General features: G+C 49.7%; 11 protein-coding genes. 4 read left to right on the top strand and 7 right to left on the bottom strand.

Annotated elements, in window-relative coordinates:
* The first annotated feature begins 9 nt into the window (after positions 1-9).
* Together glgA and glgP are read left to right on the top strand one after the other, a co-directional pair.
* Complete coding sequence (gene glgA / locus EIP93_RS20695; protein ID WP_125233207.1) at positions 10-1,449, top strand: glycogen synthase GlgA; 1,440 nt, start codon at positions 10-12, stop codon at positions 1,447-1,449.
* 75 nt (positions 1,450-1,524) lie between these two features.
* Entirely contained in the window at positions 1,525-3,972 is a 2,448-nt protein-coding gene (glgP, locus tag EIP93_RS20690) for a glycogen phosphorylase (RefSeq protein ID WP_103971736.1), read from the top strand.
* Between the two features lie 105 nt (positions 3,973-4,077).
* Here glgP and EIP93_RS20685 read toward each other — a convergent pair whose 3' ends face one another.
* From EIP93_RS20685 to glpD, 6 genes are all read right to left on the bottom strand, one after another.
* Positions 4,078-4,344, bottom strand: a complete 267-nt coding sequence (locus tag EIP93_RS20685) for a type VI secretion system PAAR protein (protein WP_103160906.1) — start codon at positions 4,342-4,344, stop codon at positions 4,078-4,080.
* Positions 4,345-4,433: 89 nt separating this feature from the next.
* Positions 4,434-5,306 (bottom strand): hypothetical protein, encoded by an 873-nt coding sequence (locus tag EIP93_RS20680; protein WP_125233206.1) that lies wholly within the window; start codon positions 5,304-5,306, stop codon positions 4,434-4,436.
* A 14-nt stretch (positions 5,307-5,320) separates the two neighbouring features.
* The gene (locus EIP93_RS20675; protein ID WP_125233205.1) at positions 5,321-5,920 is read right to left on the bottom strand and encodes a DUF5625 family protein; all 600 of its coding nucleotides are present in this window, start codon (positions 5,918-5,920) and stop codon (positions 5,321-5,323) included.
* Positions 5,921-6,505: 585 nt separating this feature from the next.
* A complete protein-coding gene (locus EIP93_RS20665; protein ID WP_103160903.1) occupies positions 6,506-7,402 on the bottom strand; it encodes a DUF4123 domain-containing protein in 897 nt (298 codons plus the stop codon).
* Positions 7,395-9,365: a type VI secretion system Vgr family protein gene (locus EIP93_RS20660; RefSeq protein ID WP_125233203.1), complete on the bottom strand. Its 1,971-nt coding sequence runs from the start codon at positions 9,363-9,365 to the stop codon at positions 7,395-7,397. Before EIP93_RS20660 ends, EIP93_RS20665 begins: the two co-directional genes overlap by 8 nt.
* A gap of 576 nt (positions 9,366-9,941) precedes the next feature.
* On the bottom strand, positions 9,942-11,441 hold the full coding sequence (glpD, locus tag EIP93_RS20655) for a glycerol-3-phosphate dehydrogenase (RefSeq protein WP_109225912.1): 1,500 nt from the start codon (positions 11,439-11,441) through the stop codon (positions 9,942-9,944).
* 338 nt (positions 11,442-11,779) lie between these two features.
* On the opposite strand from glpD, the gene glpE reads away from it, so the two are divergent.
* Complete coding sequence (gene glpE / locus EIP93_RS20650; RefSeq protein ID WP_010299429.1) at positions 11,780-12,103, top strand: thiosulfate sulfurtransferase GlpE; 324 nt, start codon at positions 11,780-11,782, stop codon at positions 12,101-12,103.
* Positions 12,104-12,187: 84 nt separating this feature from the next.
* On the opposite strand, the gene agp is transcribed toward glpE, so the two are convergent.
* Positions 12,188-13,441, bottom strand: a complete 1,254-nt coding sequence (agp, locus tag EIP93_RS20645) for a bifunctional glucose-1-phosphatase/inositol phosphatase (protein ID WP_103862677.1) — start codon at positions 13,439-13,441, stop codon at positions 12,188-12,190.
* A 221-nt stretch (positions 13,442-13,662) separates the two neighbouring features.
* Here agp and glpG point away from each other — a divergent pair, with 221 nt between their 5' ends.
* A complete protein-coding gene (gene glpG / locus EIP93_RS20640; protein WP_103942923.1) occupies positions 13,663-14,496 on the top strand; it encodes a rhomboid family intramembrane serine protease GlpG in 834 nt (277 codons plus the stop codon).
* Positions 14,497-14,508 lie beyond the last annotated feature (12 nt).

Raw genomic sequence — 14,508 nt, 5'->3', positions numbered from 1 at the left:
GGAGTAATAATGCGGGTCTTACATGTTTGTTCAGAGCTATTTCCACTATTGAAAACCGGTGGACTGGCGGATGTGGCTGGTGCGTTGCCCGGCGCGCAGATTGCGGCGGGGATGGATGCCCGTGTCATCCTGCCTGCCTTCCCCGATCTGAAAAAAGGCATCGCCAACCTAGAGGTTGTGCGTGAGCTGGATACCTTCGCGGGGCATGTCACGTTGCTGTTCGGCCATTTTAACGGCGTCGGCATTTATTTGATTGATGTACCTGAGCTGTATGAACGCGCGGGCAGCCCTTATCACGACCCAGCGCTTTATGCTTATGCCGACAACTACCTGCGGTTTGCGCTGCTGGGGTGGATGGGATGCGAAATGGCATGCGGTTTGGATCACTATTGGCGACCTGATGTTGTGCATGCCCATGACTGGCACGCGGGGCTGACCTGCGCTTACCTAGCGGCGCGCAACCGTCCGGCGAAATCGGTCTTTACCGTTCATAACCTGGCTTATCAGGGGCTGTTTGATGCTCGGCATATGCCGAATCTCCACCTGCCGAGTGATTTCTTTCAGGTGTACGGTCTGGAGTTTTACGGCCAGATTTCCTACCTCAAGGCGGGGCTGTACTACGCTGACCATATTACGACCGTGAGCCCAACCTACGCGCACGAGATTACGCTACCGGCTTATGGCTACGGCATGGAAGGCTTGCTGAAAACGCGGGAAGAAGAAGGACGGCTGTCCGGCATTCTCAATGGCGTAGACGAAACAATTTGGAATCCGGCGCACGACCCGCTACTCACCAGCCATTACTCCCGAGATGCTTTAGCGGACAAAGCCGCAAACAAGCGGCATCTGCAAACAGCGATGGGCTTGAAGGTCGACGACAAAGCACCGGTTTTTGCTATTGTCAGCCGCTTGACCAGCCAGAAAGGGCTTGATATCGCGCTAAGCGCGGTGCCGGACCTGCTGGAACAGGGCGGACAACTGGTGGTGCTGGGCGCAGGGGATGCCGATTTACAGGAGGGCTTTCTGGCGGCGGCGGCGGAATATCACGGTCAGGTTGGGGTACAGATTGGCTATCACGAGTCCTTCTCACACCGCATTATTGGCGGCGCGGATGTCATCATGGTGCCGAGCCGATTTGAACCTTGCGGGTTAACGCAACTCTACGGCCTGAAATATGGCACGTTGCCGCTGGTGCGCCGAACCGGCGGGCTGGCGGATACGGTATCGGACTGTTCGCTGGAGAATCTGGCGGATGGGCTGGCAAGCGGGTTCGTCTTTAACGATTGCAGTGTGGGATCGCTATCCCGCGCGATTCGTCGTGTGTTTGTGTTGTGGTCCCGACCCACGCTATGGCGCTATGTGCAGCGTCAGGCGATGGCGATGGATTTTGGTTGGCAGGTTTCTGCTCAGGCTTATGGTGCGCTATATCAACGCTTGTATACCCACTAGTTTTCCTGCTGCGCGTCATCCGCGTGCAATCTGAAAACGACAGGGTAGGGTAACACTCACTTGGGAATGAATATTATGAACTCGCCGTTTATCTATACTTCACCAACGCTCAGTGTGGAAGCGCTGAAACACTCCATTGCTTACAAGCTCATGTTTAGCGTGGGGAAAGATCCCTCCATTGCGAATAAACATGACTGGCTGAACGCCACGCTGCTGGCCGTGCGTGACCGGATGGTGGAACGCTGGCTGCGTTCGAATCGGGCACAGCTTTCGCAAGATGTGCGGCAGGTCTATTACCTGTCGATGGAATTTTTGCTGGGGCGGACGTTATCGAACGCGCTGCTGGCGATGGGATTGTATGACGATCTGAAGGCCGCGCTGGATGGCATGGGGCTGGAACTGGACGATCTGCTACAGGAAGAAAACGATCCCGGCTTAGGGAACGGCGGCTTGGGGCGTCTGGCCGCCTGTTTCCTGGATTCGCTGGCGACGATGGCGCTGCCGGGGCGCGGCTACGGTATTCGCTACGAATACGGTATGTTCAAACAGAATATTGTTAACGGCAGGCAGGCGGAATCGCCGGACTACTGGCTGGAATACGGTAATGCGTGGGAATTCCCACGTCACAGCACGCGCTACAAAGTGCGTTTTGGTGGCCGAATCCAGCAGGAAGGCAGCAAAATGCGCTGGCTGGAAACGGAAGAAGTTATTGCGTGCGCCTACGACCAAATCATTCCCGGTTTTGATACGGACGCCACCAATACACTGCGTCTGTGGGGCGCGCAGGCCAGTAACGAAATCAATCTGGGTAAATTTAATCAGGGCGACTATTTTGCGGCGGTGGAAGATAAAAACCACTCGGAAAACGTGTCGCGTGTGCTGTATCCCGATGATTCCACCTATTCAGGCCGCGAGCTGCGCCTACGTCAGGAATACTTCCTGGTTTCCGCCACGGTGCAGGATATTCTCAACCGCCACTGGATGATGCATAAAACGTACAGCAATTTGGCGGAGAAGTTCGCCATCCACCTGAACGATACGCATCCGGTGCTGGCTATCCCTGAGCTGATGCGTTTGCTGATCGATGAGCATAAATTCAAATGGATAGAGGCGTGGACCGTGGTGAGGAAGGTCTTCTCCTATACCAACCACACGCTGATGCAGGAAGCGCTGGAAACCTGGCCGGTTGATATGCTGGGTAAAATCCTGCCGCGCCATCTGCAATTGATTTTCGAAATTAACGAACATTTTCTGGAGTACGTCCAGAAAGAAGTCCCTGATGACAACGAGCTGCTGGCACGGGTGTCCATCATTGATGAAAACAATGGGCGTAAAATACGGATGGCGTGGCTGGCTGTGGTTGCCAGCCATAAGGTGAACGGCGTATCGGAGCTGCATTCGGATCTGATGGTGCAGTCGCTGTTTGCCGATTTTGCCCGCCTCTTCCCTAATCGGTTCTGTAATAAAACCAACGGTGTGACGCCGCGGCGCTGGCTGGCGCTGGCCAACCCGTCGCTCTCCAAGCTTCTGGATGACACCATTGGGCAGACCTGGCGTACCGATCTGAGCCAGTTGAGCGAACTGAAACAACACATCGATTATCCGGCATTTGTGCAGAAAATCAGCAAGGTGAAGCTGAAGAACAAAGTGCGTTTAGCGAACTATATGGCGGAAAACCTGAATATTGTGGTTAACCCGGAATCGCTGTTTGATGTGCAGATCAAGCGTATTCATGAATACAAGCGCCAACTGCTGAACGTGTTGCACGTCATCACACTCTATAACCGCATTAAGGATGACCCCGAGGTCGAGCGTGTGCCACGTGTCGTCATTTTTGCGGGCAAAGCGGCGTCAGCCTATTACATGGCGAAGCACATTATTAACTTGATCAACGACGTCGCGAAGGTGATCAACAACGATCCGACACTGCACGATCGGCTGAAAGTGGTCTTTATCCCGAACTACAGCGTGAGCCTGGCACAGCTGATCATCCCGGCGGCGGATCTCTCTGAACAGATCTCGCTGGCGGGGACGGAAGCATCCGGGACCAGTAATATGAAGTTTGCCTTGAACGGTGCGCTGACGATCGGCACGCTGGATGGGGCGAATGTCGAAATGCTGGAACACATTGGCGAAGAGAATATGTTTATCTTCGGCAACACGGCCGATCAGGTCGAAGCGCTACGCCAGAGCGGTTACAACCCACGGCAATACTACGATCAGGACGAAGAGCTACACCGCGTGCTGACGCAAATCACCACGGGCGTCTTCAGCCCTGATGATAGTCGACGCTACAGCGATCTGTTTGATTCACTGGTGAATTTTGGCGATTACTACCAGTTACTGGCAGACTATCGCAGCTATGTGGATACGCAGGATCGGGTGGATGAGCTGTATGCGAAAAAGGACGAATGGGCGCGCTGTGCCGTCCAGAATATTGCCAACATGGGCTATTTCTCGTCTGACCGCACCATCGGCGAATATGCAGAAGATATCTGGAATATCAAACCGATACGGTTGTGATGAGAAAATGGCTGCTCAATTGAGAGTTAATTTTTAAAAAGACAACAGGCGTTCAATGAGCGCCTGTTTACTAAGGTTGGGGGAGTGCCGTGTATTTGGAGTGTATCAGCCAATATTCACGCTTCCTCCACCAATCAACACGCCACCACAACTTACTCCATCCCCAGAACGAGCCGCGGGTTTGCCATCAATGAACACACTGGATGAGCCACCGCTGATGCTCCTACTATGACCGTGAGGAACCAGAGGATCGTCCTGACGAGCCAATGGCAAGCCATCAACCTTAACCGTTGATGAACCCGCTGCGACAGGTGTCGGTGGATGGCTCCCATGCCCCGTGTCGCTATCGCCTAATTTAACTGCGTTACCCACATTGCGTTCCTTTTCGTAGGGTACTTTCCGTTGCAAATACGATTTGCCCATTCAGGCTCAGCGTTGTTTTTTCAGCTTATCTGTAGTTGTCAAACATGGTTGAGCGCGCTGTCGTGTTTCCTGTTGGCAACTTCGACACTATCACCATTTTTATTTTTAACGTCATCATTTTTAGAAAATAACCGGTGCAATATTTTTCTATCGGGGATCTTGTTATATTTCTCTATGTTTAACTCGCTATCAGGATACGGTGCGGGGATGGATTTTATATGCGGAATGTTATCAATGACTTTAAGTTCACCGTCAAATTTATCTGCTTCTTTCTTTTCCTGTATACTTTCTGGGATTAACCCAGCGTGGCATAATGCTTTCCATGTGAAATCGATACAGCTATTTGCTGCTCCGTTATAATAGAGGTTAAAGTAAGTCTGATTGTTTCTCATAGCTAAATCACCAAATTCTTTTAGCTTATCATAATGCTTTAGGTCTATTTCAAATGCTCTACTGTAATATGGGGTTTCATAATGACGAGTATCTTTATCAGTGACTTCACCCGCTCCTAGAATACCAGATTCTTTTGGTGCAAATCCATAAGCCTTTGGAGAAGTAATATCATTGATTGGAAGTTTTGATATTTCCAACCACATATGACCAGCTAAAGATATTTTTCTCTTTCCACCTTCAATTTTAGGAGAACCATCATCTTTGTTTAATGGGGTTCCTGGATAAGCTGTATAAATCGTAACAGTATATCTAGGTTCTAAAGAGTCAATAAGTTCATCGACAAACTCTTTTCTGGCATGGGATGGCGGGCATGTGGCGCAAGCTTGACCAGCATTATAATTCGAATTTTTATCAGGGTGTGAAAATTTTGCAATTTCTTGTTTTTTTTGTTCTACAGTTAGATCCTGTTTTTTTGAAATGTATTCGAGTAGTTCTTCGGTTTTATTTTCAGGATTCATATTAAAATTCCTTTTTATTTTATTCCATGTTGTCTAACATGAACGTAAAATCTCAACTCATCATGATTTATTTCATTGTTGTCTGATAGTACTTCAAATACTGCCCTGTATTGACCATACTCATGGCCTAAATCTTTTATATCGAACGAAATCCCATTTTCGCTACCAGATGATATCTCAAGAGATTTTATTGTTTTTTCAAAAAAAATTGACTCTGTTAAATTGTTATTTATTTTATAAATCCTAACCATTAAAAAATGAGAATTATTTCTTATTGAACTGTTGCTTGCGAATAAAATATCTACCACCTCGTTGTATTTTTTACTTTCATTATATTTTAACAATATGGATATTTCTGGTGATGGCGTGTTTGCTGGGAATAAATATAATAGCTTAGGCTGCGGTTGTGGCACGTTCCAAAAAACAAAATCAACCACTTCACCTTTTTTATGTAACTTTATAGGTTTTTCTATGGAATAGTACTCATCATTAATGATGGTTGGTTTAGGTTCTAGAAAGAAATAGGGATCGTCAGAAGATGGCTTCATCCACTGGTATAGCCATGTTCCACCCATACCGAATAAAATACCTATAAGTAATAATGTTTTTTTCATTTTTTAACGACTCCATGTCTACAAATTACAGATGAAAACTCTAATTATTTTAATATTTTCTAATGTTCGTTATTAATTTTCATTTTCCTGATTGCCAGTCCGCTGATGATGAGCCCGTTTGTTACGCAGATATCGTAAGGTCAATGAACCAAAGAGTGGAATGCTTAACATAATAATAAAAAAGAAAGACGAATATATGTAATCAAAATCTGTGACTGTAATAGAGAATATAAAAATAATGATTATCATCGTAACGATATAATACTTTTTCATTATTAAGCGAAAAAAGATAGAAACAACACTGAAAATTATTGTGTAGCTTGCAAAAATAATCCATGCGGCAAAATCCCAGCTATTAAAAAAATACGTATCCACATCCCTATCACCACAAAAAAAAGCATATACAAATGATAGTGATAACCAAATAAATGTGGGTATTAAAAAGATGCCAATAGTAGATGATTTATTCATTACATATCCCTATATGATAGAATGAAAGACACAAGTCCTTTCGTCAAAATTACCGCGCTTTATACGCCCACTCAACCGTGGATAAGTACGATGCTCCAGTCATGCCTATCCCTCTCAAGCAGAATATTCATCTAGAACATCTTTTAATAAATTACTAACACGATAGTAACCAGGTAATTCTTCACGGAGCAAAGAATCCCGCCAAAATTCAGGGGCTTGTTCTAATGAATAATAATCCTTTTCTATTAACAAATGAATTAACTCACGAATTGAGCGGTCATCATTAATGTTATGCTCTTTACAAAAATAATAACACTCACTGACAATATGTTTTACTGAGAAAGTTGTCGAGTTTTCCTGAGAGTCTTTATAGAAATAAAAATCCTTTTCAGGATCACTTTGGTTACTGCTGTGAGAAATGTGATGTATTTTTTCTTTATATTTAACAAGTATTTTAGAAAAAACCTCATCAATATATCTCACTTCGGAGTAGTTATTGAGAACATCAAGTTGTGATTGACTAAATTTTAGAAGTTTCATCCTGCTCTTAGCTGTGAGAGGAAACTGAGCACGAACGGAATTAAACGTCTCTTCTCGTAGCACTCCATCATAAATGGTCATGATTTTTTTGATTGGCCCCATGAAGCAGAACAGTTCCCACTCCGTCATCACATCGCAAAAAGACCAAATATTTCTCGGATCATAAAAACGGAAAAATACAGGTTTTTCTTCATTGGGGATCTGTACATGTAGATATTTACGCAAGTGTTGCCGCAATACTTTCATCTCAGACGTTGTTTCCAACAAGATACCCCAAGGTGTTTTCCTTCGATTCAGCCAGTGAAAGACCCTGTCATCTACCTGCACCAGGTGCGGTGCCAATCGCCCAATATCTTCCGGTACTGGCTCCGCGTATAAACTGGCATGGGGTGGATCTAATTGTTCCAGCATCGAAAATAATTCAGGCTCTACCGCTGCATCCACTATTGCCCAGCGTGTTATCTCACTCACGGTTTTCTTTCTCCTTTGCCGGACAGTGCGCGACAAACATCGTCCCTGCGGCAGCGGCCGCTTTCAATATCGCCGGATCGGCAGGGAGTGCCACATCGCCCGGGCTGCCGCCTGAATTCAGGTTAATCGCCGGTCCTTTGATGTCTACCCCGCCGGCGTGGATAACGACAAAGCTGCCTCCGACCCTGAGTGTTAATTTGCTGCCGCTCTGCAATGTCAGATCGCCGTTGCTGTCCACGCTGAATACGCCGCTGATTTTCTGCGTCAGATCGCCCTTAACCTGTATGCCCCGATCGCCTTCGGTCAGCGATAAATGGTTGCCTGTGGTTTTGTGATCCTGATTGCCTTCCACCGTGACTTTACGATCGTTGGCGACCACCAGTTCTTCATCATGCCCAATGCTCGTCGTGCGGTTATAGTCCACGCGCTCATCTTTGGAATTGAGCACCCGCACTGCCATATTTTTCTGGGCGTGAAGGAAGATCTCTTCGTTATCGGTCGCATCCTCAAAGCTGAGTTCGTTAAATCCTTTGCCTTTGTGAGTCTTGGAGCGAAGCGTGGTGCGCGTTTTGTTAGCGGGCAGCGGATAGGGGGACGGATTGGTGACGTGGAAGGTTCGCCCGGTCACAATCGGTTGATCCGGATCGCCTTCAAGGAAGCTGACAATCACTTCATGGCCGATACGTGGGATCGCGATCATGCCGTACTGGCCGCCTGCCCAGCCTTGGCTGACACGCACCCAGCAGGAACTCTGGTCGTTACTCGCGCCGTAGCGGTCCCACGGGAATTGCAGTTTTACCCGACCGTACTGGTCGCAGTAAATCTCTTCACCTGCTGGGCCAACCACCGTCGCAATTTGCGGGCCGTCCACCATCGGTTTGTAGGGCATGGCCGCGCGCCACGTCGTCGTGCCTTTCACCACCGCAAAGCTGTTGTTCATGGTGGTCGGTTCGCCGCCGCTTTCCTCTTCCAGCGCCTGCGGCTGTTGCCCGACGTGCGTTACGCTTACCGTCTGCCACACCGCGTTCAGCGTCGCATTCGGGTGCTCCGTCAGGGTGAAGGTGTTGCCCGGCATCAGCCCTGCACAGTTGGATTCCCCTTCGCTCGTCACCGCCCCTGAACGCAGTGCATCCAGCCGGTAGCCGCTGAACGCCTTGCCGCTCGGGTCTTGCTTATAGCGACCCGGATAGTCGTAATGCTGATAGCTTTCGCGCTGGTGCGCCAGCTCGCCGCTCATTTTCTTGTGCGACAGCCCGTAAGCCGGCGTTTTGAAGCTGTAGTCTTTCAGCTCGACGTCCGATGTGCTTACCCGCTCCGCGTAGTGGAAGCGCCGGACGTATTCGCCCTCGCTCAGCCCTTGTGTCGCCAAATTGAAGAACAGCTCGGGGCCTTTGGTCAGCGCGCCCGCATCGTCGGCAAACACCACCCGGTGTTTGCCCTCTTCGTATTCGTGGAAGAAGTACATTCCCTCCTCGGCAGCCAACCGGGTGATAAAGGCTAAATCGCTTTCCCGATACTGCACGCAATATTCGCGCACTGCGTGCTCGTTACGCAGCGCAAAGGCGTAGTCGGTAATGCCCGCTTCTTCCAGCAACGCCCCGATAATCGCTTCCGGCTTCTGCGCCTGAAAGATGCGGGCGTTGGTGCGTAATCCCAGCCGCCACAGCGCCGGACGGACTTCCATCTGATAGCGCGTGCGCCGAAATCCGGTATCGCCCTGCGTGAAGCCACTGACAATCCCGCTGAGCCGACGCTTCAGTTCGCCTTCATACCAAATCATCAGCTCGCACGGCTGGTCCAGCACCGCGCCGAAATCCACATCCTGCAACGCGCTCGCCAGACCCAGAGACAGACTGAAAGGTCGGTTCAGCCCTTCATCCAGCCTGAAATCCACCACCGCGAAAGTGCCTGCTTCCAGGGCACCGACCTTTACGGTGAACTGTAATCCTGTACTGTTTGCCACCCGTCCTCTCCTTCTTCCTTCGCCGTTACCATGGCTACCGCACGCCTCGGGTTCTCCCGGAGCGGCACGTCGCTATCCTGATTAAAATGAAAACCTGAGCTGTGGTCTGAGTCTGCTCACGCCAACGTTTATGTTGATAAGGCGTTACGTTGATAAGATGCCATGTTGGCTAAAAACGCAGCGTGTATGAAAAGCGCAAAACATTTAGGTTGAGCAGAGAGTCGGTGTGTTCACGTCGTGGGAGACAATAAGGTTGCAGGGTTGAAGCGGTGTGAAGAGTAATGAAAACGTTCCATGTGGCATCTTTGACGCTATTCCTTTTAAGAAAGTACGCGTAAAGGATAACAAGATTTTTTCAGAGTCAATAGCACAAAAAAAGGACTAAAACTAAGCAAGCCAATTGATTAATATTGAAATAATCTCATGGGGAATAAATTAGAGAGCGAATCAAAAAGATTCAATCCTCATCGAGGAACCGGGTGCGATAAGAGTATGTTGCGGATGTTAGACGTCTACTATTTATAGTAGGAAGGCTTCTCGATCAGGAGGCCTGATCGAGAAGTAGGGCTGGAGCAATTAACCCGCTTTCGCCATCTGCTGGTAATGATTTGCCAGCCAGTCGCTGATGCGTTTTTTCTGGGCGTCATCGAAGCGCATGCCCAGTTTGGTACGGCGCCAGATGACGTCATCAAGCATAACGGCCCATTCTTTCTCGACCAGATAGCGCAGTTCCGCTTCGTACAGGTCATGGCCGAAATCTTCACCCAGGTCGCTGAGGCCTTTCACGTTTGCCAGAATCAGTTCGCTGTTTGAACCGTAAGTGCGGCTGTAACGGCGCGTCAGTGATTCAGGCAGATTGAAGCGGCGACGCAGCGCAGCGGCGTAGTCATCACGCGTGCCAGCAATATCGCCACCCGGCAATACTGCACCTTTCGTCCAGGCTTTACCCGCTTGCGGGTAGTATTTGTGCAGCTTATCCAGCGCGTGCTCTGCCAGCTTACGATATGTCGTCAGCTTGCCGCCAAATACGGAAAGCAGTGGAGCCTGACCGTTATCATCATCGACTGACAGCGTGTAGTCACGGGTAATCGCCTGCGGAGAATCGGATTCGTCATCACACAATGGACGCACGCCAGAGTAAGTCCAGACGATATCGTCACGTGTAAGCTGCTGTTTGAAGTGGTCGTTATACACGTCCAGCAGATAGGCGACTTCGTTGTCATCGATCTTCACATCGTGCGGATTGCCTTTGTACTCCACGTCGGTCGTGCCGATGATTGAGTAGTCATCCTGCCACGGGATCACGAACACAATACGGTGATCTTTGTTTTGCAGAATGTACGCCTGCGGCTGGTTATGGACTTTTGGCACCACGATGTGGCTGCCTTTGATCAAACGGATGCCGTAAGGCGATTTCAGCTGTAGGCCGTCATCAAAGAATTCTTTCACCCACGGACCCGTGGCGTTCACCAGACCTTTGGCGCGCCAGGTGAAGGTTTCGCCGGTCAGTGAATCAACCGCATCCACAATCCACACGCCTTGCTCACGGCGAGCGCGAGTGACTTTGGTGCGGGTACGGACTTCGCCGCCACGTTTTGTCACTTCCTGCGCGTTTAACACCACCAGACGCGCATCGTCCACCCAGCAGTCAGAATATTCAAAGCCCTGTTTCAGCTCAGGCTTAAGCACAGAATCTGCGCCGAATTTCAGGCCTTTACTGGCAGGCAGGCTGACGCGTTTGCCAATGTTGTCGTACATGAACAGACCGATACGAATCATCCAGGCCGGACGCAGGTGCGGCTGATGGGGCAAACGAAAGCGCATGGGGAAAATAATGTGCGGAGCCATTTTTAGCAGCGTTTCACGCTCAGACAGCGCTTCGCTGACCAAACGAAACTCATAGTGCTCAAGGTAACGCAGGCCGCCGTGAATCAGCTTGGAACTGGCGGAGGACGTGGCACAGGCAAGATCCTGCGCTTCCAACAACAGGACTGATAACCCTCGCCCAGCCGCATCTGCGGCGATGCCTGCACCGTTAATTCCGCCGCCGATAACGATTAGATCTTTGGTTTCCACGTTTCTTCCTCCACCCTCGAATAAATCAAAATGTTCGTTTTCGAGCATTATGATAATCGAAAACAAACAAATCAGCCAATGGTTAACCAAATAAAAACATTTATGCGTGACGAACCTAACAATATGATGATAGTTGTCACATTAAAAGAAGGGATATTGAGCTGGAATGGTACTGTTTTGTCGTCACTATCCACATTAGCGAAGCACCGTTTTTATGAATAACCTTATAATCATATAGGTTTTATGCCGCTGAAGGCGGGTTACAATGACGCCTCGGGTTGCCATGACGTCAGTGGTTACTAACATCCTGTCCATTATTAACAAGGTTGTCACTTTCGATGGAACAATTTGAAGCTATCAGTATTGAGCAAGCCCATTCCCGCTGGCAGGAAGGGGGCGTTGTCGTTGATATTCGCGATCCACAGAGCTTTGCCACAGCCCATGTCCCTGACGCGATGCACCTGACAAACGAGACGCTGTCTGACTTTGTGCGCGGTGCTGACCTCGAAGCACCGGTCATGGTGATTTGCTACCACGGCATTAGCAGCCGCAATGCCGCACAGTACCTGATTAGCCTTGGGTTTGATTCGGTGTTCAGTATCGATGGCGGCTTTGAAGCCTGGCAAAATCGCTACCCACAGGATGTGCGGTCAGCCGTATGAGAGGTGAGGGCTTCGTAAACACGAAACCCTCACAGCAATAACTCAAGCGCTATCCGAAAGATCGCAAAGATTCTCTGTTTATGGCTATGGCATCAGCGCCTTAGTGATCTTTTCAAAGTCCTCAAATGAGCAGAATCCTTCCTCGTCGGCAGGACAAGCATTGAGCGCTAGCGTGACGCGCTGCGGCGGGGTGGCGCGGTTAAGCGGTGCCAGCGAAGCGAGCTGCTCGGTAGACTGGTACACATACTCGACTTTCAGCAATTCCTTGTTATGAAGGCTGTCGCGCCAGCGCTGGAACACCACTTTGCCGCCTATCGGCGTGGTTTCTAATTGATGTGGCAGGTGATATGGCTTCACGCCCAACGCAGAGAACAGCGATGCGACGTTTGAGTCATGGCCGACCAAAAACGTGAATTTGGGTTGCTGTGTGCCAAACGATCCCGCGAGTGCGCCGACCAGATTGGCAGAGACAGCTTTGGCCACAACCGGTGCGCTAAACACTACGCTGTTGTAGTACTCCTTAATCGACACCAAATCGGCAAGCTGCTTCTCATCTTTAATGCGCCCCCAGCCGATCTTGTTAATCGGAGTCCCCTCGTAGTACTGCAAGATAAAGGCATCGGCAATGGCGGTACCCGTTCTCAGTGGGCCAACCACGCTAGGCTCTTTTCCTGCTTCAATTTGCACATTTGTTTCCTGTGCCATCAGGTCGCACTGTTTATCCTGTTTGCAGTTAGCAGAATCTGTATAACGAATAATCTCTGCCATCTGCTGATACACAGGTTTCAATCGCTCGTTGAGCCCTTTTACCCCGTCAGCGCCTGCTTTTTGGTTGATCGAATCGATGGCCTGCTGCTTAAACGTCGCGCTGTTGTCGCGGATGATCGGGTTAAAGGTGGCATCCATCGTGCCCAGTTTCTCTTTGTGTAACACCGGCACCAGACAGCCGGGGAATGCTCCCGCTGAGAAATATTGTGCGGTAGCGATAGTGCGTTGCAGGCTGTTGGCGTAGAACGAGACGTCTTTCTCTGTGGGGCAGGTATCGGCAGCCAGCAGGTGGTTATCCACCAACCATTCGCTAAAATAGTGACCAAAGTAGGCCTCCAACACGCCGCCGCGTGTGGTCAGGTAACTGCTGGGTGTATCCCACTGCGGCCAGGTATCGGGTGTGACCTTGCCGAGTGCGCTGCTTGGGCTGGCTAACGGCGCGCGCAACCCGTGGCGGCTAAACACTACAACCTGTTCGAGCGTATAGCCCTCTTTGGCAACGGCCTGGAAAGAGAGGGTGGCTGGCAATAGTAAAGGGAGGCAAAACAGCGCTTTTCGTTGTAAAGACATGGTAATGCTCCTGGTCAGTGAGTGGCTCGTATAGTGAATGCGTAGAAGGACACGATTTCACATCATGCTTTTTTTTTGTGAACCGAAAAATATTTTGTGACGGAAATGTGACGATTGACTGACTTCACCGAAATAGCCCTGCCTATTCAATAGTCCTGCCTATTCAGTAGAATCTTTATTATCATGTACCTAACTCAACCTACTCACTGGCGCTTCCCGCTATGATGACTCGCGTTATTGCTCTCTCCAACCCGCGTCTGGCTCAGGCATTTGTTGATTACATGCGTACACAGCAGGTCTATCTGGAAATGCGGCCTCAGGGGCATGAAGCTGAACTGTGGCTGGAGGATGAAACTCAACTGAGCAAGGTTCAGGAAGCGCTGGAGATTTTTCTGCGCGACCCGACAAACCCGCGCTATCTGGCGGCCAGTTGGCAAACGGGATCGATGGATACTGGTATTCAATACCAACGCTACTCTTACCTGCAAACGCTGAAACAGAAGGCAGGCCCACTGACGCTATCCCTGATGGTCGTGACGATTGCGGTGTTCATCCTGATGCAGATTTCGGGCTATGAGAGCGTGATGGTATGGCTGGCGTTCCCGGCTGAAGGGCAACAGGTCGAGGTGTGGCGCTGGTTTAGTCATGTTTTGTTGCACTTTTCCCTGCTGCATATTTTGTTCAATCTGATGTGGTGGTGGTATCTGGGCGGCCCGGTTGAAAAAGTGCTGGGAACTGGAAAATTGCTGGTCATCACGCTGGTTTCCGCGCTGGTGAGCGGCTGGGCGCAGTCCTGGTTTAGCGGCACCCATTTTGGTGGCCTGTCTGGCGTGGTTTATGCCCTGATGGGTTATGTCTGGCTGCGAGGGGAACGAGAGCCTGACGGTTATTTATCCATGCCGCGCAGTCTGATGGCTTTCGCTTTACTGTGGCTGATCGCCGGATATTTCGATATTTTAGGCATGTCGATTGCGAATGCAGCGCATGTAGCTGGGCTGGTTGTCGGGCTATTGATGGCCTTTTGGGACACGTATAATAAAACAAACCCCCGGTAAATCGGGGAGTCT

The sequence above is a fragment of the Pectobacterium versatile genome (genome assembly GCF_003932035.1).
In the GTDB taxonomy this organism is placed as follows: Bacteria; Pseudomonadota; Gammaproteobacteria; order Enterobacterales; family Enterobacteriaceae; genus Pectobacterium; species Pectobacterium versatile.
The sequence above is the reverse complement of the archived record's forward strand: the minus strand, read 5'-3'. Positions and strand labels throughout refer to the sequence as shown.